We start from the raw sequence: 21,790 nt of genomic DNA on the forward strand, positions 1-21,790 counted from the left end.
AAAAAATTAGAGTATTGATAAAATTTAAGTTTTAAATTTCTAAAGTGAGTATAAAGTTTCATGTTAGGAGGATGATTAATGAATAGTAACCTATATAGAAAATATAGGCCCATGACATTCGATGAAATAATAGGTCAATCCCATATTGTAAGATATTTTAGTAATGCCATAAAAAAAGATGAAGTTTCTCACGCTTATATATTTTCAGGTCCAAGAGGTACTGGCAAAACTACAACAGCGAGAATTTTGGCTAAAGTATTAAATTGTGAAAATCCTAAAGGATATAACCCTTGTAATGAATGTGAAAATTGCGTTTCTATAAACAAAAACAGTTTTATGGATGTAATTGAGTTAGATGCTGCTTCAAATAGAGGCATAGACGAAATAAGAAATATTAGAGAATCAACCAACTATCGACCGGCCTATGGAAAATACAAAGTTTATATAATAGATGAATTTCATATGTTAACTAAAGAAGCTTTCAATGCCCTTTTAAAAACGTTAGAGGAACCTCCTTCACGCGTTATATTTGTTCTTGCTACCACTAATTTGGAAAAAGTACCTGAGACAATTATATCAAGATCTCAGCTCTTAAATTTTAAAAACTTAACTCCCAAAGATATTCTAATGGGTTTAAAAAGAATTGCAAAATTAGAAAACATAGAATATGAAATAAAAGCATTAGAAACCATTTCTAAAAAAGCCAAAGGAAGTATGAGAGATGCTATTTCAATGTTCGAACAAGTAGAAAAATTTGGTGAAAGTAAAATTACTGTTGAAGATATAACAGATATTTTGGGAATCTTTGATGAAAGTTTTATTACTCAGTTTATTGATGTTGTCAGCTCATATAATGTTGATGAATTTTTACATTTATCTCAAGAACTTTTTAATATAGGGAAAGATCCAGAAGTCTTAATAGAAGAATCTGTAGAATATCTATTCGAACACTTTCAAGAAAGAAAAGATCCTACAAAAGATATTTACTTGATGAAAATGTTCAACGATCTCTCCAAACAATTAAAATACAGTGAAAATAAAAGAATAGTATTTGATGTAGAACTGATGAATTATATGAACCAAAATAGAAAAGAAAATAATGTCGAAGCTAAAAAAGTTCCTTATCGTTCTAATGAAGGTGAACGAAAATTTGACAATCCTATAATATCAAAGGTTCTAGATTTTTTTAGCGCTCCTCGTGAAAAGAAGGCTAATCTTGCGATATACTTTTCTTTATTAGCTTCACAGATACAATTAAAGGAAAATAGAGTAAATTTCGACTTTACTCAAGAACATAAATTAGAATATGAAATATTAAGGAAATACATAGATGAATTGAAAGTAAATATATCGTTGTTAATAGATGATGCTTACGAGGTCACTATAAGTTTTTCCGGAGAAAATCCTGAAATTTATAAAGTATATGAAGAAAGTCCTAAATATAAAGAAAAACCTCTTTTTTAGTTACTCTCTTAAATCAAATTGGAGTAGATAAATAAATGATATACTTACTGTTTGCTATGAAAGTAGAAGCAGAACCTTTCTTAAATAAACTATCTCTAAAAAAACTTTCAGATAAACCCTTTGAAATATATGAAGATGAAAGTAAAAATGTAAAAATAGCAATTTCTGGTATAGGAAAAGTTAATATAGCCGGTGCTACTTCTTATCTGTTAAAGGACATAATTAGCCCAATATTTAATTATGAAGATTTTATCTTTAATATAGGCATATGTGGAAGTTTAAACGATAAGTATAAGATCTCTGAAGCTGTTCTTTGCAATAAGATAAAAGATTATGAAACGAAAAAAAATTTCTATTCTGACATTTTAATTGAACATCCCCTAAAGGAAGGGACTATTCAAAGCATATACACCTTAGACCAAAAATACGAGTTCCTTGAGGATCTTGTTGATATGGAAGCTTCTGCTTTTTTCCAAGTTGCTTCAAAGTTCCTGTACACTCATCAAATATATGTTTTAAAGTTTGTTTCTGATTATGTTGATAAAATTAACCAGCTTAACGTTAAAAAGCTGCCAAAAAATTTTATAAAGAGTTTGATTGAAACTAATATTGAACCTATTTTTGTACTTCTAAAAAATATTCATTACTTATTAAAATCAAATCTCCCTTTAATTCAAAAGAAAGATATAGAAATAATTGAAAACTTTTCAAGATGCTTAAATCTCACTTTTACTCAAAAAGAACAACTTAAAAATGCCTATTTTTATGCAAAATCAAGAAAAATAGACCCGTTAAAAATTTTAGAAAAATATATGAAAATAACCCCGAAAAATAAATATGAAAGGAACATAATTTTTGAAAATGTCAAAAATGAATTTTATAAATAAAATATTTTCTCATATATATGTTGAAGTAGAATCTTTAAAATATCAAAAAACCTATGAAATTTTAAATAAGTTCAAACAAAGTAAAGTTGTTTACATAGATAATTATAAAGAACTATTCTCACGGAAAAATCAAAATCCTACCATTCAAAAAATATCTCCATCTTTAATTATTGCTGTAAAACAAAATGAGTTCATATATCAAGGTTCCCGAATGTGTCAGGATTTTGATCAAGATAATTTCTACTATACTAATTTTATTCTGAATTGCTTATTTGAATGTGATTATTGTTATCTTAAAGGGATGAACTTATCTTCTAATATCGTATTTTTTGTAAATTTAGAAGATTATTTTAGAGAAATAAAGCAATTAACAGCTGAAGATAAAAAAATTTATTTAAGCATATCTTATGATTCAGATATACTATTATTCGACGGAATCTTAGATTTTTTGGAAGATTGGATGGATTTTGCTTACCATAACCCCAAAGTTACAATAGAGATTAGAACCAAAAGTTCTACCTTTAAAAAATTTTTTTACAGCCAACCCATAAAGAATTTAATAATATCTTCGAGTATCTTACCTCAATCTATTATAGATAAATATGAAAAAAATACCCCAAATTTAGAAAAAAGATTAAACGCTGTTTCAAAGCTTATCAATTTAGGATGGAAAATAAACTTAGCTATCGATCCTGTTATCTATGATAAAGATGCTTGGCAAAATGAATATCAGGAATTTTTTGATACTCTTTCAAAGAAAGTTGACTTGGAAAAAGTTAATGCAATAACTATCGGAACTTTTAGAATACCTACTAATTATTTGAAAAGACTAAAAAAGTTTTCTTTTTCACCTATAGCGTTTTATACTTATCAAACAGATGCAGAAGTAGCTTCTTATCCTAAAGAAATAAAAAATCAGATGATAGATTTTATAAAAACTCAGTTAGAAACAAGAATTAAAGATATAAAAATATATATTATTTGATAGGTAATATCAAACAATAAGAGCAACATTTATACGGTTGCTCTTATTTTATTTTTGCTAACTATTCTTTATATAGCTTAATAATGATTAATTTTATTTTTATAATACTTAGATATCATATTTATGTAATCAAAAATAGAGGAGGTGTTTTTTGTGAAAAAGAAATTTTTATCGCTGTTTTTTGTTTTACTTTCTTTGTTTGCTATAACTTTTGGTGAAGCACCTTTAGTCTCAACTATTGATTTAGATGAAACAACTACACCAAGGCAGATAGGTTTAGCTATGACAAGTAACCCACAAACCAATATAAACATAAACTGGACAACACTAAATACTTCGTTAACTAATCCAAAAGTATTAGTTTGGGAAAAAGGTACAGATGAAAGTACAGCAAAAACTTTTTGTGCAAACGTTGAGAAAAGAGAAGTAATAAATTCAACAATACCTGGTGTAAAAGAAAAAAATTTCTATTCGGCTACCATTTACAACTTGAAACCAGGTACAGAATACAATTATCGCGTGGGTGTTGAGGAAGCTATGAGTGAAGTAAAGAGTTTTAAAACTGCTCAGGTAAGTAACGAAGAGTTTACATTTCTTTACTTTGCAGATCCTCAAATGAGTGGTGCACATGCAAAAGGCTGGCATGCTATACAAGATATTGCAAAAGAAATGTATCCAAATGCAGAATTTATATATATAGCTGGTGATTTAACGAACACAGCAAATGATGAAGGCCAATGGGAAAGTTTTTTCAACCAACCAGGCAATGCTCAATACAACACAAAGTTCGATGGAAATCTTATTCAAGAATTACCTGTAGCGGCCACAATGGGAAATCATGACGGTGCGAATGCTGGAATCGGAGGAATTACAAGCCATTTTACTTGGGACAGTGAAGTTGAAGGTGTACCATTAACGTACGCATTTTCATATGGACCAGCTCGCTTTATTATACTCAATACTCAATATAATGTTTTGGATTCTCAACAACAATTTGCTCAAACTGAATTTCTAAAAAAGGAAGTAGCTGAAGCAAAAGCTTTAGGTCAATGGACTATAGTAGGATGGCATAAACCAATCTACACTGGCGCAAATCATTTAGATGACAGTGATGTCGTAGCAAGTAGAAAATATTGGAGTTCAGTTTTAGCGAGATTAGGAGTAGACGTTGTATTATCAGGTCACGACCATGTTATGAGCAGAGGTTTTGTAAAGGAAGATGGAACAAAAGAAGATGTAACAATAAAAGTTTACGATAGAATATATGCTGCTCCTCAACCTGATCATGCTCCACTTCATTATGTTGCTACTACAGGAAGTACTTTAAAATTCTATGCTCCAATTACCAGCAACGAATGGATAGATGAAAATGATCCTATTTCTCCTGATTTTGGTTTCCTTGATCTCAATTCTTCTTTGCCAGCAGGTCATCCACTAAATCCATTAGGACCTTGTACAAACGACGATTTAGATGGAGTAGATCCAAATTATATACGATATCCAACCTTTGTTGCTGTAACAATATCACCCAATCAAATTAAGTTAGAAGCTTATTTTACAGGGTTTGATAGTAATACTAATACAATTCTTAAAGATACTTTTCTTTACGATAGTTTAACAGTCCAAAGAGATGGAGTTTCTAAGGGGATAGAATATACTACTCCTCAATTAAAAAGATTAGCTGTATCTTTAACCACAAACAAATTTACTAAAATTGATCAATCAGCTAAGATTAACGTTAGAGGAAAAGATTATTTGGAAAACGAATTGAATCTTTCATCTTTCAACGTAAGTTATAAAACTGATTCAGAAGAATTTATCAATGTTTCAAATGATGGCGTTGTAACGGTTAAAAAGATGCCTCAAGAAAATAAAACAGTAAAAGTTTGGGTTGAAGCTTCAAATAAAGAAAAAACAGTTAGAAGCGATAAACTAACCATAACTTTAGAACCCGCTTCTAAATAAATATTTAGGCGTCTTTCTTCAATAAAAAGATTATCGTTAAATTTATGTCTTCGTACTTAAAAAGCTTCGCAGAAACATGCGAAGCTTTATTTTTTATCTTTATGCTTTTTAAATTTCTTGGATCATTCTTTTTACAAAGTTTGGAAGAGAAAATGAAGCCACATGAATTTCTTCGTTATAATATTTTAATTCTTTTTCAAAATTTCTTACCTTTTGAGAATCAAAATCCTTAATAGGATCTATATTTTTCGAGGCAAAAGTCCACGTCCACACACCGGGTTGATATTGTGGAACATATCCCATGTATAATTTAGTAATATTAAATACTGATTTTATAAGATTATAAGCTTTAACCATCCATTCTTTTTTTAAAAAAGGTTCTTCGGTTTCTGCCGAAAATACGCCGTCTTCTTTAAGAGCTTCAAAGCAATGTCTATAAAAGTCTTTCGTAAAAAGACTCTTTCCTTCTCCTTCCATAGGATCGGTGGAATCTACTATTATTACATCAAAGTAATTTGTAAAATTAGAAACAAACTTACTTCCATCTTCATAATATATTTCTACTTTTGGATTATTTAATTCATATGAAATATTTGTCAAATACTTTTTAGCAGCTTCGATTACTGTTTTATCAATTTCACAAAGCATAACTTTTTCAACTGAAGGATGTTTTAAAACTTCTCTAACTGTTCCGCCATCTCCTCCACCAATTACCAATACATTTTTAGGTTCTCTATGCAAAAACAGAGGAACGTGAGAGATCATTTCATGATAAATATATTCATCCAAATCTCTTGTCATAATAACTCCATCTAAAGCAAACAACTTTCCAAAAGCGGGAGTTTCATAAATATCAATATTTTGATAAGGAGTTTCTTCAGAATATATGATTCTATCAATTTCAGTGAAAACTCCACATCTATTAACTTTGTCATATTCATTAAAAAAAACGTGTGGAAATTTTTCTTTATTTGACAATATCATTTCACCTCAACCTTATGTAAAGAATTTTCCGAAATACCTATAGCTTCAAAAATCCCTCTTTTGTACTCAGAAACATCTTGTCTTTTAGATTTAAAAGCTTCCTTTAAATATTCAAAGGCTATCCAAGGATTTACAGATTCACCACAAGTATAAATATCAACTGATGCATACTTATATTCAGGCCATGTATGAATAGCTAAATGGGATTCTGAAACTATTACCGCACCACTAATGCCGTGAGGCAAAAATCTATGAAAAGTCGAAGTTACAATTGTTGCCCCTGATTTAATAGCCGCTTCCTTCATATAATATTCTATTTCTTCTACACTATTCAAAATTTCTTCATCACATTCATACAATTCTGCTATTAAATGTCTTCCTAAAGATTTTGCCATCTCTCACTCCTCCTTCGCTTTAGAAATTCTAAATATCAAATTTTATAAAAATTTTATAGTTTAAATATTTATAAAATATCTACACAATTCTAATTTTGAGATATTCTCTATTTCTTTGAATATGGGAGAGGACTCTGCCCTGATCCCTTTACAAATTTAAAAGATTATTTTTGGAGAATTCTTATTTTTAAAGTCCCTATCTTAATATATTTCTATCCAGATAACTTTTGCTTTTTTCGTTTTGCTCTTGTTTTTGATGAAATGTTTTCTATTTGAAGAATAGAAAAAACATTCCTCGCTATCGACAATGTATACCTCTTTATTGAGATAAAGTTCTATTTCACCTTCGATTACATAACCAAATTCTATTCCTTCATGTGATTTTTCAACTTTTGTTGCTTTACATGGATCCAATATTATCAAAGATGGTTCTATATTTTTAGGTTCGCTTGCCGTTAAAAGTAATTCTTCGTAAACTCCTTCGGGAGTATCATATATCGGTATCCTATCTTCTTTAGTAAATACTACTTTTTCTTTATTCTCAAGATTTGAAAAAAAATCTTTTAAATCTGTTCCAAGTGCTCTAAGAATCATTTCTAAGTTTTCTAACGTGGGTGAAGTTAAATCTCTTTCTACCTGTGAGATAAATCCTCTCGTTAAATCTGATTTAACAGCTAATTCTTCTTGAGTCATATTCCTCATTATTCTTAAACTTTTTATTTTTTCCCCAATCTTCATAGAAGTTCCTCCAAAAATGGATATTATATTAAACAAACCGTTTAATATTATATACTTTTCCTTTTAGCATTGTCAATTATATTAATTTAAATTTATGTTTCAAAAACTTCAAAAATTTTTTTATGTGTTATACTAAAATATATAGGAAATGCAAAAGCAAAAACAATGGTAATTTAAGGAGGAGTTTTTTTATATGAGATCCTACGTTAGAAGTTACCTGGGTATTGATCTGGGAACTGCCAACACCTTAGTATACATAAAAGGAAAAGGAATTGTTTTGAACGAACCTTCTGTAATTGCTATAAACAAAGATACTCAAGAAATTCTTCATGTTGGAATAGAAGCAAAAAAAATGATTGGTAAAACTCCCGCCAATATTGTAGCAATAAGACCTTTAAAAGAGGGAGTAATAGCAGATTATAATGTTGCTGTAACCATGTTAAAATATTTTATTAATGCATCGCTTGGTGGTTTTAATGTCCTAAAACCGGTTGTTGTCATAGGTATACCAACAGATGCCACAGAAGTGGAAAGAGGTGCTTTAAGAGAAGCTGCCATCGATGCAGGTGCTGGTAAAGCATTTTTAATAGAAGAAGCTATGGCTACTGCTATTGGAGCTGGATTAGACATTGAAGAACCTACTGGAAATATGATAGTTGATATAGGTGGAGGTACCACAGAAATTGCCGTAATTTCACTTGGAAATATTGTAGTATCTAAATCCATAAGAGTAGCTGGTGATCAAATGGACCAAGCAATTATGGATTTCATTAAGAATCGATATAATATTATAGTAGGTGAAAAAACTTCCGAAAAGATTAAAATTGAAATAGGAAACGTTTTTGAAAGTAGTGAATACGACAAACTTGCAATGGAAGTAATTGGTTTAGATGTTTTAACTGGTTTACCAAAAACCATTCATATTACTGGTTACGAAATAAGGCAAGCAATGAAACCAGCCATTTCAAAAATAATAGAAAATATAAAAATTGCTATTGAAGAAACTCCTCCTGAATTACTATATGATATTGTAAATAGAGGCATATTTTTAGCAGGGGGTGGAGCAATGATTAAGGGGCTTAAAGAATTGATAGAAACAGAAGTTTTAATTAGAGTAGTAATTGCAGATGACCCAACAACTTGCGTTGCAAGGGGAGCGGGAATGGTTCTAGATAAAGTAAATATTTTAAAAAGTCTTTACCAAAATAAATAAAAATATGAGAAATATGCAACTTTTATTCTTATTAGTTTTAGTTTTTGTGAGTATTATATTTAATATTTTTCAAGGATTAGGAAATATTTTAAATTATATAATGTTTCCTTTTGATTTTTTGTTTTCACATTTACAAACACATATTGAATCGAGAAAATTTAACTCAGAACAATTTCAAAATACTGTAAAATCCTTTGAAAAACAACAAATTTTCATAATTGAAAGCAAAGATCCTAAAAACGTTGATTTTACGATTCCTTACGGCATAATTTCGAAAGAAACTAACAGAAATTTAACAGTAATAGCTAACTCCGAAGATGTTAAGAAAAATTACATAGTTGTTGACGAAACCGGCATTTTGCTTGGTTTCGTAGAGGAAATTTATTCCAATAGAATTTTAGTACGGAAGTTAGGATGGGGAAATGGAAGTTTTTTTGGAAAAATTGGTAACGTTGATGTCTTAGTTAGAGAACATAGGGGTAACTTATTTGCCGAAATTCCGGACAATTATACAATTCCAGAAGAAATACTACAAATTGAATTTCCGTCTTATATAACAAAAATCAAGGATGAAAACAAAAATGGTATATTGATTGGAAATATTGTTTCTAAATTTGGAGAAATGTATTTATTTGAACCTATAAAGAGTAAAAATTTTTTAGTATATTTTTTCCCATTTTAAACAATAAAAAACCTTTTATTGATTTAGAAAAATTGCGTGGGTGAACCTTAATGGAATATGTTAAAATTTTTTTTTATATATTTTTAGCAATATTTGTATCCTCTTTTGACAGGTGGGTAGGAGAAACTCTTTTTTTTCTTTTTCCAGTAGTTATTGTTTATGTATTAGCACTTGAAAAATCGGAAGTACAAAGTTTATTTTTTACTTTTTTGTATACGATTTTATATTTTGGGACGCGTTTTGATTTAGGACTATTCGCTATTATGTTTTTCTTAATACTTTTAGTTTTCAATTATCTTTTAAAAAATTTAAGAATGTCTTTTATAAAAGTTAACCTTTATTCTGCAACTTTTTCAATATTTTTAAGCTTTATAACTTCTTCTTATTATTCTTTTTTAATAGATATTATTATAATATTAATACTGTACTTTTTGAATATGAGGTATATACTTTATGAAAGAGAATAGAGCTAAACTTTTATTCTATATTTTCATAATTAGTATATCGTTATTATTTCTAAGAGCCTTTCAAATACAAATCGTTAACTGGGAAAAGTATACGATAGAAGTTCAAAACTTAGGTACCAGAATAACAACAGAAGTGCCGCAAAGAGGTAATATATATGATAGAAACGGTAAATTATTGGCATGGGATGAAAAGGTATACAGAATAGATAACATTAACGGCCCATTATCAGAAAAAACCGAAAAAGAACTCTATATGATATTAAAGGATGTTTTAGACAACCCTTATAGTGTAATAGATAGATTGAATTTTCAAAAAAAAGCCACCTTAGATATAAACTCAATTGTGGCTCAAAAAATTGCAAATATAGACAAAAATCTTAAAGTACAAGAAAAGTATATTAGAAAATATGCACATGAATCTCTATATCATATTTTAGGATATGTAGACAATGAGGGAAATGCAAGAACTGGTTTAGAACTGGTATACGACGAATTATTGAGTGGTAAAGTAGGATTTAATATGATAAACATTTCATCAAATCAAGGTAAAACAAATACTATAACAAAAAGTCCTTCAATAAAAGGCCATGATATATACTTAACTCTGGATATAGATTTACAAATAAAAGCTTATAATTATTTGAAAGAAACAAACAATACAGGCACAATTTTGCTTTCAAATCCAAATACAGGAGAAATTCTTGTATTAGTGAGTTACCCTTCACCAAATCCTAATCTTTTTTCCCAAGGAATGACTACCTTAGAATTTCAAAGAATCTTGAATGATCGAAACAAACCTTTGATTAATAGAGCTATTTCTGCATCCTATCCACCAGGTTCCATAATTAAACCTTTTATTGCATACGTTGCTCTTGAGGCAGGTATATCTCCAGATAAAACTATTTATTCCACAGGAAGGTACGATTTAAAAAATTCCGATGGTAGAGTAATTGCATCTTATTATGACTGGAATGTATTGGGCCATGGTGAAACTAATTTGGTAAAATCTTTAACTGCGTCTGTAAATAGCTATTATTATTGGTTAGGAGAGCAATTGGGTATAGAATATTTGGTAGACTATGCCGATAAGTTTGATTTGGTAGATAAAACTGGGATAGAAATTCCCAACGAAAAAATTGGTCTTTTCCCTGGTCCACAGTGGAAAGCTGAAAATTATGGAAATGTATGGTATCCTGGAGAAACGTTACTAAGCTATATTGGTCAGGCTTATATAAATATGACTCCTGCACAAGTTCTCAGAATGTATAATATTTTTGCTACTAAAGGAGATTATTATGAATTTCATCTATTTCAAAAAGCACAGGATACTTTTGGCAATGTATTGATGGAAAAAAATCCAATCCTAAAGAATTCTTATAAAATGGAAGAAGACTATCTGAAATATATCTATGAAGGCATGATTAAAGTTACTACCTATCAAGGAAAAGATTCAAGCGATCAAGGAACTGCCTATGAATCTTTTAAAGATTTCCCTTTAACGGTAGCAGGAAAAACAGGTACTGCGGAAGTGGGAGGCGGCAAACTTTCTCATTCCTGGTTTGCAGGCTTTTTACCAGCAAACAATCCTCAATACTCAATTGTAGTTTTTGTAGAAAATGGTGGTATGGGATCTACAAAAGCTGCTCCAATAGCAAGGAAAGTATTAGATGATTTAATAGAAAGTTATTTTTAAATTAAGAATTTGAAAAATACTCTTTTAACTTATTAAAAATTTCGTCCTTTAAAAATTCTTATAGAATAGCGTTTGCCTTTTCTGTTAATTTAATAGAATTCATATTTCCTTATATAAATTCAATTATTCTTTCTTCGTTTAAAACTTGAAGAATTTTTTTCAAAAGTTTAGCTATGATTTTTGAAGCATAATCAACTTCATTCATTGTTTCACCTTCTTTCCCAATGCTCATATTAAGATTGAAAATTCTAAAAAGTATTATAACATTCAAGTTTTGAAATTTTTAAAGACAGTATTTTAAAATAATAGAGGTGAGATTAATTGTTAAATAAAGAAATCGAAGAAATAAAAAAAATAGTTTTATCTGCAGGAGAAAAATTAAAGCAGTGGAGCTTAGAGGGCTTTAAAGTTAATTCCAAAAAATCAAGAACTGATCTTGTGACAGATGTAGATTATCAAGTTCAAGAATACTTAATAAATGAAATCAATAAAACCTTTTCTAATAATTATTTCTTAGCAGAAGAATCTAGTTATTCTTCAATACCAACTGAAGATAAATATTGGGTAATAGATCCCATTGATGGAACTGTAAATTTTTCACGTGGCTTACCAGAGCATTGTATTTCTGTAGCTTATGTTGAAAAAGGAGACCCCACCTTAGGAATATTATATGCACCTTTTATGAACCTTTTTTATTTTGCTCAAAAAAGTAAGGGTGCATATTTAAATGATGAAAGACTTAATCCACATTGGAGTAAAAGTTTTGACAATGCAATGCTTTCTATGGGTAATAAACGTGGAAAAACTCATCTCTACTTTAAGGCTTTAGAAGAAAAGGTCATGAGAATTCGATTGTTTGGAACAGCCGCTTTACAAATTGGATATGTAGCTTCAGGATTTTTAGATGCCTTTATCTCTATTGGTTCTCATCCATGGGATGTAGCAGCTGGATATCTAATTTTAAAAGAAGCAGGTGGAAAAATACTAAGTTTCAAAGGTGAAAATACCGATATATTTTGTTCAAATTCGGTTTTTTGCAATCCATATATATCCGAAAAATTAGTTGATATTGTAGGTAAGATAGAAAATTAAAAGATTTTTGCTTTTAACTTTCTGCCCTAAAAGTAAAAGATAGCTTCTTAAAGAATTAATTATTTAGTAGTATAATGGAAAAAGAAAAATGATAATGAAAAAAGAAAGTTTTCGGAGGTTTATATGGACAGATGGATTCGAATAAAAGGTGCAAGAGAACATAATTTAAAAAATATTGATGTTGAAATTCCAAAAAACACACTAACAGTGATAACAGGCCTTTCTGGTTCAGGAAAATCAACGTTGGCATTGGATACTATTTATGCAGAAGGGCAAAGAAGATACTTAGAATCTATTTCTTCATATGCAAGACAATTTTTAGGTAATTTGAAAAAACCTGATGTTGAATATATAGAAGGATTATCCCCTGCTATTGCAATTGAACAAAAGTCTGTTAGCCATAATCCTCGTTCAACTGTAGGAACTATAACTGAAATTTATGATTACATCAGAGTTTTGTTTGCAAGAGTAGGAAAAGCCTTTTGTCCAAAATGTGGGATTCCTTTGGAAAGTTCAACCGTTGATGAAATTGTTGATAGTATTTATAAAAACTTCCAAGAAGAATCAAGGTTGCATATTTTTTCTCCTATAGCTAAAGAAAAGAAAGGTGAATTCAAAAAAGAGATTCATAATATGAAAATATCGGGATTTAAAAGGATAGAAGTAGATGGTGTTATATACGATCTCGATGAAATAGAATCTCTTGCAAAAACAATCAGGCATAATATAAATCTTCTAATAGATAGAGTCAAATTGAGAAAAGACAATTTTGAAAGAATATATGAAGCTGTGGAATTAGCCTTAAAAGAAGGAGAGGGGTTTGTTGAAATTAGAGAAGTTGACAAAAATGAAAAAACTCTTTTTTCCCAAATCTTTTCGGAAAATTTAGCTTGTCCCAAGTGCGGTTACAGCTTTCCTGAAATAAATCCCAAATTATTTTCATTTAATAGTCCCTATGGTGCTTGTCCTGAATGCCATGGATTAGGTTTTAAACTCGAAGTAGAACCAGATTATATATTTGATGTTCAAAAATCTTTGGAAGATGGTGCTGTTCTAAATATGGGAAAAGACACCTTTATGGTTAATTTGATGAAAGAAGTTGTAAAAAGTTTAGGAGAAGATCCTTCAAAAAGATTGATAGATATGCCAAGTAAAGTTTTGAACGCTTTATTATATGGAACAGATAAAGAAATAGATTTTTCCTTTTCTAAAAAAAATGGTGAATCTTTTGATTTTACAAGAGAATTTGAAGGTATGGCAAACTGGTATGAAAGAAGATACCGTGAAACAGAGTCAAGAGACATCAAAGAATGGATAGAGAAAAATTTTATGATTCAAAAAACATGTCAAACCTGTGAAGGTAAACGTTTAAGAGAAGAAGCTCTAAGTGTAAGAATATCTGGTTACAATATCTATGAATTAACAGAAATGCCTATTTACCATCTAAAAATATTTTTTGACACCTTAAAATTAAGTGATTTTGAGATGGAAGTAGCTCAAGAACTTTTAAGAGAAATAAAAAGAAGATTAACGTTTTTACTTGACGTTGGGCTCGAATATTTAACACTTGGAAGAAATGCTACAACTTTATCGGGAGGAGAATCTCAAAGAGTACGGTTAGCAACTCAAATAGGTTCTGGCCTTACAGGAGTTACATATGTATTAGATGAGCCAACAATAGGTCTTCATCAAAGAGATAACGACAGGTTAATTAATACACTAGAAAAACTTAGAGACTTAGATAACACTGTTATTGTAGTTGAGCATGATGAAAATGTAATTAGATCAAGCAATTATATTATTGATTTGGGGCCTGGTGCTGGAGTAAACGGTGGTAAAGTCATCTACCAAGGTGAAACAAAAAAACTGTTGACAAATCCCGGGAATTCTCTAACAGGTAAATATTTAACAGGAGAAAAAAGAATAGAGATCTTAGAAAAAAATAGAATAATTAAAAATGCTTCTTTAAAAATAATAGGAGCTTCTCACAATAATTTAAAAAACATCAGTGTCGAGATACCATTAGGAAAGTTTGTTGTGGTAACTGGTGTTTCCGGATCTGGAAAGTCTTCTTTAATAATGGATACTCTTTACCCAGCTTTACAAAAAACTTTATATAACTCAAAAGTTAGACCAGGTATTTACGAAAAAATTGAGGGTTTAGAAAATATCGACAGCGTAATTTCTATAGATCAAAGTCCAATTGGAAGAACACCAAGAAGCAACCCAGCAACTTATACAGGTGTTTTTGACTATATTAGAGAAATTTTTGCTGAAACTCCTGAAGCTAAGTTGAGAGGTTATGACAAAGGTAGATTCAGTTTCAATGTTAAAGGTGGAAGGTGTGAAGCTTGTAAGGGACACGGAGTTTTAAAAATAGAAATGCAATTCCTACCTGATGTATATGTCACATGTGATGTATGTAAGGGCAAAAGATACAATAAAGAAACTTTAAAAGTAACTTACAAAGGAAAAAACATCGCAGATGTTTTAGATATGACAGTAGATGAAGCTGCAGAATTTTTCAAAAATCTTCCTTTGATATTCAATGTTTTAAAACTTCTGCAAGATGTCGGTTTAGGATATATCAGATTAGGCCAGCCTGCTACTACGCTTTCAGGTGGAGAAGCCCAAAGAATAAAATTAACTTCTGAATTGAGAAAAAAATCAACAGGTAACACGGTTTATATACTTGATGAGCCAACAACGGGGTTACATTTTGAGGATATACGAAAATTGATAAAGGTACTAAATCTATTGGTAGAAAAAGGAAACACGGTTATAGTTATAGAACACGAATTAGATGTAATAAAAAATGCTGATTATATAATAGACCTTGGACCAGAAGGTGGAGAAAACGGAGGGAAGATTGTAGCTGTTGGAACTCCTGAAGAAATTGCAGAAAGTGGCTCTTACACAGGATATTATTTACAAAAAGTTTTAGAAAAAAGCAAAGAATTATAATTCGTATTAATGAAAAACATTCAGATTTACATCTTGAATGTTTTTCATTCTATAATTTCTAAAAATTTATTGATTTTTTCTTGCTCTTTCTTTATCGACCTAATTATTATAAGTATTAAAACAACTGTTCCTCCTAAAATAATTAGAGAGGTTAAAGGCATACCTAAATTCTTAAAAATCCATACAGGGCCTTGATTAAGCATAAAATTATAAAAAGCTAACAACCCAAAAATTGCAGCTGCATAACCCATTGTAATTAGTTCTAAAATAAGTGTCTCTTTCCCTGTAAAAACTTTGTTGCTTTGCGAAAGGTCTCTTTTCGGATTAGATAAGAATAACCTTGCCCCAAATAAAGAACTATAATATAATAATATTATCGTTGGAATAATTAAAAAGACATCAAAAATATTAAAACCAAATATGACAGAAATAACAATTAAAATTATTATGAATTCCAATGTAAAAATTGAGGTTGAAAGTAAAATTTTGGAATTAACCAAAGTTCTTGCTGAAAAAGGGAATAGTTTAGGAATAGGCCAAATTTTTAGCTCTTCAATTAACATATAAGCAGATGTTAAAGAAGTATACGTACCTGAAATTAACAGAAAAAATATAGCAATGTAACTCAAATTTTGCATGCCGGTAAATATAAAAATAAAAGGGAATATCAAAGGATAAAGCATCATAAACAGTAATTGAGAATTCCTAAACAACAATTTTCTGTCTTTTTCAATAATAGGCCATCTACTAACTTTAACCTTCTGAACTTTAATTCTTTTTGATTTTTTTCGTGCAACCGTAAAATCAAGATTATTTGAATACCTATAAATACAGTAGAAAAGAAGAAAGGATAAAACATATAGAAAAATTAGAGAAAAAACATTACCATCCAATGCGTTTAAAAAATGAACATGTGGCCAAATAGGATTCAAAAATACTTTCATATTGTTCTCTAAAAGTTCTATCATATCTTCAGGATTATCAGTTATTATACTCGGTAAAAACTGTGGCAGTAACACCATAAAAATAAATCCTATAAAATATATTAATTGAGCTATTCGTTTAGCTGATGTTTTTCTTATGAAAAAAGACATAACTAACCCTAAAAAAAGAGAGATTGATATTACAAAAAGTAAAAATCCAATTATTGATATTACTGCAAAAAAAATATTTGAGCCACTCAAAATGGAATAAGAGATCGTCATAGAAAAGAAAGCACCTGTTCCTACTCCCGACATAATGAAACTATCTATTGAAGCAGAAAAAAATAATGAAGATCGTTTTATAGGCATAGAAAGAAGTAAATCTGTCATATCGTTATCGTACAAAGTAGTAACGAGTAAAGGTGAATACTGCAAAATGAATAAGGCACTAACAAGTAAAAAAGAAGGAGCAAATAACAAATCTAAAAGCGTATGATTTAAATTTAATCCTAATTGGCTTAGAGGAACATTTAAATTCATACTGTTTAATGTCAGTATTAACGTGGGCATCATCACAGCCAAAAAAATAATAGGTAAAATCAAATAACTTATTAAAGTTGATATTAATCCTTGATGTATTTCTTTACCTCTTTTATTCTTAGTTGGGCGAACTTTATTTTTGTAAGAATACTTTAAAAGCAACTTTAATTCTTCCATAATTACCCCCATATTTTATCCTTCAAATTATAGAAAACTGTTTTAATTATAACATATATAAATTATGCTTCGTTACCTTCTTTTTTCATATTGTTTAAACTATATATAAATAAAGCGACTAATGTTACTATATAAGGTATCATAGAAGTTATTTGTGATGGAATATTATAGTGTTGTAAGCTAAAAGCCGAACTTTCAAAAAAACCAAATATTAAAGATATTAAAAGTATTCCCAAAGGTCTACCTCTCACCAAAACAATCATAGCTAATGAAATCCATCCTCTTCCATTAGACATATTTTCACTGAAAAGTGTGACATAACCTAATGACAAAAAGGTACCAGCTGCTGATGAAAGAATACCTGAGAGTAATATTGATACAAATTTTATTTTATCTGGATTGATCCCCAAAGATCTGGCAGTTTCTTCGTCCTCTCCAGTTGCTCTAATTCTTAAACCAAATTTTGTATGAAATATTATCAGGTCAATCAAGATAGCTAAAATTATAGTAATATAAACAATAAAAGGATGATTATTTAAAATTTCATTCAAAATCGGAATATTTCTTAAAATGGGAATATCCCACTTAGGCATAGTCTGAATCTGTGGTGAAACAAATGCCCCTTTAACGCTAAAAATATTCCTCAAAAGATAAGTTGTTCCACCTAAGGCTAGCATATTTATTCCTATTCCTGTCAAAAATTCATCTGTTTTAAGATACAATGCAAATAAAGAAAAAATTAAGGCTGCTATTGTGCCAGAAATTAAAGCAAATAATATTCCCATGAACCAACTTTGAAAAAAATAACTACCTAAAACTGCAAAGAACGCACCAATTAACATCATACCTTCCATAGCTATGTTAAAAACATTAGCATAAAAAGTAAAGGTCCCTCCTAAAGCCGCAAGAAGTATTGGAGTAGCGCTGCTAAAGCTATCTCTTATCAATGAGATTATTATATTATTCATCAACTTTCACAACCTTTTTTGTTTTACTGTATGCTTTAATTCTATTTCCATAATAAGATATAGTACTTCTTGTAGACACAACCAAAAGAACTATTATAGCTTGTAAAACCATTATGAATTCAGAAGGAATTGAAATTTCAAACTCCATTCCCATACCACCTGCTTTTAAAAATCCAAAAAAAACAGCAAAAATAGAGGTTTCAATTACTCCATTTCCTCCAACTATAGCTAACATGACTCCGTCCCATCCATAATTAGCCCCTATACCCTTCATAAATCTATGTTGTGTTCCACCTAATATTAAAAGTGCTCCAGCTAAACCAGATAAAAATCCTGTGTAAAACATCACCCAAATTACATTATTTTCATTATTACACCCACCGACTTTTGAAAAATTAGCATTATATCCCATCATTCTCCATTCATAACCTATTTTTAGATATTTAGAAACAAAAAACGAAATAACAATCATAATAACCGCAATAAAAAAAGAAGAATTTAATCCAGACAATACGGGTAAAAAGTATTCTCTTTTTATCATGTGAGTGGCTGGAACATAAGATTTTTTGTCTAAAAAAGGATAAGTCGCAAGATACAAAGTTAAATAATCTGCTATGAAATTCAGCATCAAAGTAGTTATGAATTCGTCCATCTTGTAATATTTTTTTAGTACCCCAGCTATAGCGCCGTATAGCCCACCAACTATTCCAGATACTACCAAAATAACAATAATTCCTAACCAACCAGGAAGATTAATATAATATCCTAAAAGAGCAGCAATTAAAGCTCCTACAATTAATTGGCCAGGTTCTCCAAGATTAGTTACATTAGAACTAAAAGCAATTGCTGCAGCCATTCCAGTTAATATTAAAGGTGTTGCGTTGTTCAATGTTGAAGAAAGTGAAAACCAAGAAGCAAAACCATAATCATACAGAGCTTTGTACGCAAGCAAGGGAGAATTCCCTTGTATCTTTATTAAAATTGCTCCAATAAGAAAAGAAATAGTAATTCCGATTAACCCTGTCATAACCTTATTTAAACTTTTCACGATCTACCTCCGAGCATATATTCACCAACTTCTTCTTTTGAATTTAAATTTGGATCTAATTGCGATACCATTTCTCCGTTTCTTATAACATACAATCTGTCGCTCAAAGATAAAAGTTCATCTAAATCAGCAGAAATAAGTAAAATGGCTTTTCCTTGTTCTTTCATTTGCAAAATTACACTATGTACATATTCAGTTGAAGCAACATCTAATCCTCTTGTTGGTTGATCAAGAAGCAAAAATGGAGCTTCTAAACTAAATTCTCTTGCAACAATTATCTTTTGTTGATTTCCTCCCGAAAGATTTTTTGGTATGTCGTTTATACTTCTCACCAGTATATTGTAATTTGATACAAGATCATTTGAAAAATTCTTAGCCTTTTTCCAATTGATTGTATACTTATTCCTTGAAATCTTATCTCCTAAATGGTGAGTCATAGAGAAGTTCTCAACTAAATTAGCATTTAAAGCTAAACCATAATTTTTCCTATCAGCAGGTATATAACCTATTAAAAGTCTTCTTTCTCTTATGCTAATATTTGTTACATCACGATTACCAATCAGAATCTTACCTTTTTCAGGTAAAATTTCTCCTATTATACATTTTACAAGTTCTAATTGACCATTCCCTTCCACTCCAGCAATTCCAACTATTTCCCCTGATCTTACAAAAATATTAACGTCTTTTAAAGTAGAAGAGCTTTGCTTTTTTGAATTTGTAGTCAAACTTTCCGCTTTAAAGATTATCTCTCCAGGTTCTATAACTTTCTTTTCTAAATTAAAAAGAACCTCTTTTTCCACCATCATTCTTGCTAACTCATTTTTTGATAAATTTTTGTTTTCTAAAGTTGCAATAACTTTCCCTTTTCTCATAACTGTAATTCTGTCCGAAACTTTTAAAACTTCGTCTAACTTATGACTTATAAAAACTATAGTCTTACCCATTTTTTTCATATTTTTTATTTCTTTAAAAAACTGCTCAGTTTCTTGTGGAGTTAAAACAGCGGTAGGTTCGTCGAATATAAGGACATCTACTTCCCTGTATAAAAGCTTTAAAATTTCTACCTTTTGCTGCGCAGCTACCGACAAAGTAGATGTAGGAGCATACAAATCTACATCAAAATTATATCTTTTTTTTACATCTTCTAAATTTTTTAAAATCTTATTCTTATCTATAACTCCTAAAACTTTTGTTTCTTCGCTCCCTAAAATAACATTTTCATAGACTTTAAATGAAGGTATGAGCATAAACTCTTGATGAACCATGCCAATACCTAATTCTATTGCTATAAATGGATTATGTATTTTTTGCTCTTTATTGTTTATAAAAATCTTTCCTTTTGAGAGAGGCACCATTCCATAAAGAATTTTCATTAAAGTACTTTTCCCGGCACCATTTTCACCAACAAGAGAGTGAATTTCTCCTTTTTCTAAAGAGAAATTCACTCCTTCTAAAGCTAAAACATCTGGAGGATAAACCTTATATATATCTTTCATTTCTATATAAGCCATATAAGATCTCCTTGCAGTTTTAATTATTCTCTATACTCTTTAACTTCTATTTTCCCTTCTATAACGTCTTGTTGAATTTCCAATATTTTATTTACTGTTTCTTCGGAAAGTATTTGGTAAGTATATTCATCTATAGCTAATCCAACCGCACCTTCTTTTAAACCCAGTTTGTACAAAGATCCAGGTTTGTAATTTCCTTCTATTATATCTTTGAAAACAAGTTCAATAGATTTTCCTACTTCTTTTAAATCACTGGTGATAACATGTCCGGGAGCCAAGGAATTCTGATTGGTATCAACACCAATTGCATATTTACCTACTTCTTGAGCAGCTTGTAAAACTCCAACCCCGGTTAAACTTGCAATTTGAAATATAACATCTACTCCTTGAGAATAAAGTTGTAAAGCCGCTTGCTTACCTTTTACAGGATCGTCCCACGTACCAACATAAATCGTCTTGACTTGAATTTCGGGATCAACATATTTCGCTCCTTGTTCGTATCCATACACAAAAGACCTAATTACTATATCGTCGTCACCACCTACAGCTCCTATTAATTTGTCTGGATTTATTCCAGGTAGTTCTGTCATAGTCGTTACTAATCCGGCTACTACACCAGCCATGAAAGCGCCTTCTTCTTCTACATAGTCCACATTTGAAATAATTCCTTGCGGGTCTTCAACTACCGTATCTATATTAACAAAAATCTTACTCGGAAACATCTGCGCTATAGTTTTTAATTCTTCTTCAAAACCATATGAAATTACAAATACAATATCAGCCCATCTTGCCGCATTCATCAAGCCGGGATAATACAAAGAAGGATCAAAGTTACATTCGATTACCCTTGCTTCAATTCCATAATCCTCTTTCAACTTTTGAATGCCAGCATAACCTGAATCGTAAAATGATTGATCACCCAATGAACCATTTATTACGTAAGCTACTTTTTTAGGCGCTGCAAAAATTGTGAAAGAAAAGATTACAACTAAGACGAAAATAAATACATACTTTTTCATACTGATACCTCCTCGTGTAATAGATTGTACCCACTTTAAAAATTTTAAAATTCATATTTTGCCTTCGTTAAAAAA

Annotated in this window: 18 protein-coding genes; 10 read left to right on the forward strand and 8 right to left on the reverse strand. The window is 30.0% G+C overall.

Features of this window, described 5'->3' with window-relative positions:
- Positions 1-78 precede the first annotated feature (78 nt).
- The 4 genes from dnaX (at position 79) to X924_RS00755 (ending at position 5,301) form a co-directional block, all read left to right on the forward strand.
- The gene (gene dnaX, locus X924_RS00740; RefSeq protein ID WP_121957031.1) at positions 79-1,464 is read left to right on the forward strand and encodes a DNA polymerase III subunit gamma/tau; all 1,386 of its coding nucleotides are present in this window, start codon (positions 79-81) and stop codon (positions 1,462-1,464) included.
- A gap of 35 nt (positions 1,465-1,499) precedes the next feature.
- Complete coding sequence (locus tag X924_RS00745) at positions 1,500-2,351, forward strand: hypothetical protein (RefSeq protein ID WP_121957032.1); 852 nt, start codon at positions 1,500-1,502, stop codon at positions 2,349-2,351.
- On the forward strand, positions 2,326-3,336 hold the full coding sequence (locus X924_RS00750; protein ID WP_369826002.1) for a radical SAM protein: 1,011 nt from the start codon (positions 2,326-2,328) through the stop codon (positions 3,334-3,336). Before X924_RS00745 ends, X924_RS00750 begins: the two co-directional genes overlap by 26 nt.
- Before the next feature lie 153 nt (positions 3,337-3,489).
- Positions 3,490-5,301 (forward strand): metallophosphoesterase family protein, encoded by a 1,812-nt coding sequence (locus tag X924_RS00755; RefSeq protein WP_121957034.1) that lies wholly within the window; start codon positions 3,490-3,492, stop codon positions 5,299-5,301.
- Between the two features lie 108 nt (positions 5,302-5,409).
- On the opposite strand, the gene speE is transcribed toward X924_RS00755, so the two are convergent.
- The 3 genes from speE to X924_RS00770 form a co-directional block, all read right to left on the reverse strand.
- Entirely contained in the window at positions 5,410-6,285 is an 876-nt protein-coding gene (gene speE / locus X924_RS00760) for a polyamine aminopropyltransferase (RefSeq protein ID WP_121957035.1), read from the reverse strand.
- On the reverse strand, positions 6,282-6,680 hold the full coding sequence (speD, locus tag X924_RS00765) for an adenosylmethionine decarboxylase (RefSeq protein ID WP_121957036.1): 399 nt from the start codon (positions 6,678-6,680) through the stop codon (positions 6,282-6,284). Before speD ends, speE begins: the two co-directional genes overlap by 4 nt.
- A gap of 201 nt (positions 6,681-6,881) precedes the next feature.
- Positions 6,882-7,418, reverse strand: a complete 537-nt coding sequence (locus tag X924_RS00770; RefSeq protein WP_121957037.1) for a helix-turn-helix domain-containing protein — start codon at positions 7,416-7,418, stop codon at positions 6,882-6,884.
- 193 nt (positions 7,419-7,611) lie between these two features.
- On the opposite strand from X924_RS00770, the gene X924_RS00775 reads away from it, so the two are divergent.
- From X924_RS00775 to uvrA, 6 genes are all read left to right on the forward strand, one after another.
- Positions 7,612-8,631: a rod shape-determining protein gene (locus X924_RS00775; RefSeq protein WP_121957038.1), complete on the forward strand. Its 1,020-nt coding sequence runs from the start codon at positions 7,612-7,614 to the stop codon at positions 8,629-8,631.
- Positions 8,632-8,644: 13 nt separating this feature from the next.
- Positions 8,645-9,313, forward strand: coding sequence for a hypothetical protein (locus tag X924_RS00780; protein WP_121957039.1), 669 nt, complete (start codon positions 8,645-8,647; stop codon positions 9,311-9,313).
- Between the two features lie 50 nt (positions 9,314-9,363).
- Complete coding sequence (locus X924_RS00785; protein ID WP_121957040.1) at positions 9,364-9,780, forward strand: hypothetical protein; 417 nt, start codon at positions 9,364-9,366, stop codon at positions 9,778-9,780.
- Positions 9,767-11,473, forward strand: a complete 1,707-nt coding sequence (locus X924_RS00790; protein WP_121957041.1) for a penicillin-binding transpeptidase domain-containing protein — start codon at positions 9,767-9,769, stop codon at positions 11,471-11,473. The genes X924_RS00785 and X924_RS00790 overlap by 14 nt, the downstream gene beginning before the upstream one ends.
- Before the next feature lie 321 nt (positions 11,474-11,794).
- Positions 11,795-12,565, forward strand: coding sequence for an inositol monophosphatase (locus X924_RS00795; protein WP_121957042.1), 771 nt, complete (start codon positions 11,795-11,797; stop codon positions 12,563-12,565).
- Positions 12,566-12,688: 123 nt separating this feature from the next.
- Positions 12,689-15,529, forward strand: coding sequence for an excinuclease ABC subunit UvrA (uvrA, locus tag X924_RS00800; protein WP_121957043.1), 2,841 nt, complete (start codon positions 12,689-12,691; stop codon positions 15,527-15,529).
- Positions 15,530-15,573: 44 nt separating this feature from the next.
- Here the strand turns inward: uvrA and X924_RS00805 are convergent, their stop codons facing one another.
- The 5 genes from X924_RS00805 to X924_RS00825 form a co-directional block, all read right to left on the reverse strand.
- Positions 15,574-17,169: a hypothetical protein gene (locus tag X924_RS00805; protein WP_158245268.1), complete on the reverse strand. Its 1,596-nt coding sequence runs from the start codon at positions 17,167-17,169 to the stop codon at positions 15,574-15,576.
- Positions 17,170-17,231: 62 nt separating this feature from the next.
- The gene (locus X924_RS00810) at positions 17,232-18,137 is read right to left on the reverse strand and encodes an ABC transporter permease (protein WP_121957045.1); all 906 of its coding nucleotides are present in this window, start codon (positions 18,135-18,137) and stop codon (positions 17,232-17,234) included.
- Positions 18,130-19,185: an ABC transporter permease gene (locus X924_RS00815; RefSeq protein WP_121957046.1), complete on the reverse strand. Its 1,056-nt coding sequence runs from the start codon at positions 19,183-19,185 to the stop codon at positions 18,130-18,132. The genes X924_RS00810 and X924_RS00815 overlap by 8 nt, the downstream gene beginning before the upstream one ends.
- A complete protein-coding gene (locus tag X924_RS00820; protein WP_121957047.1) occupies positions 19,182-20,696 on the reverse strand; it encodes an ABC transporter ATP-binding protein in 1,515 nt (504 codons plus the stop codon). Before X924_RS00820 ends, X924_RS00815 begins: the two co-directional genes overlap by 4 nt.
- Positions 20,697-20,719: 23 nt before the next feature.
- A complete protein-coding gene (locus tag X924_RS00825; RefSeq protein WP_121957048.1) occupies positions 20,720-21,715 on the reverse strand; it encodes a BMP family protein in 996 nt (331 codons plus the stop codon).
- Positions 21,716-21,790: the final 75 nt, after the last annotated feature.

This window comes from Petrotoga sp. 9PWA.NaAc.5.4 (genome assembly GCF_002895485.1).
Taxonomy (GTDB): domain Bacteria; phylum Thermotogota; class Thermotogae; order Petrotogales; family Petrotogaceae; genus AZRK01.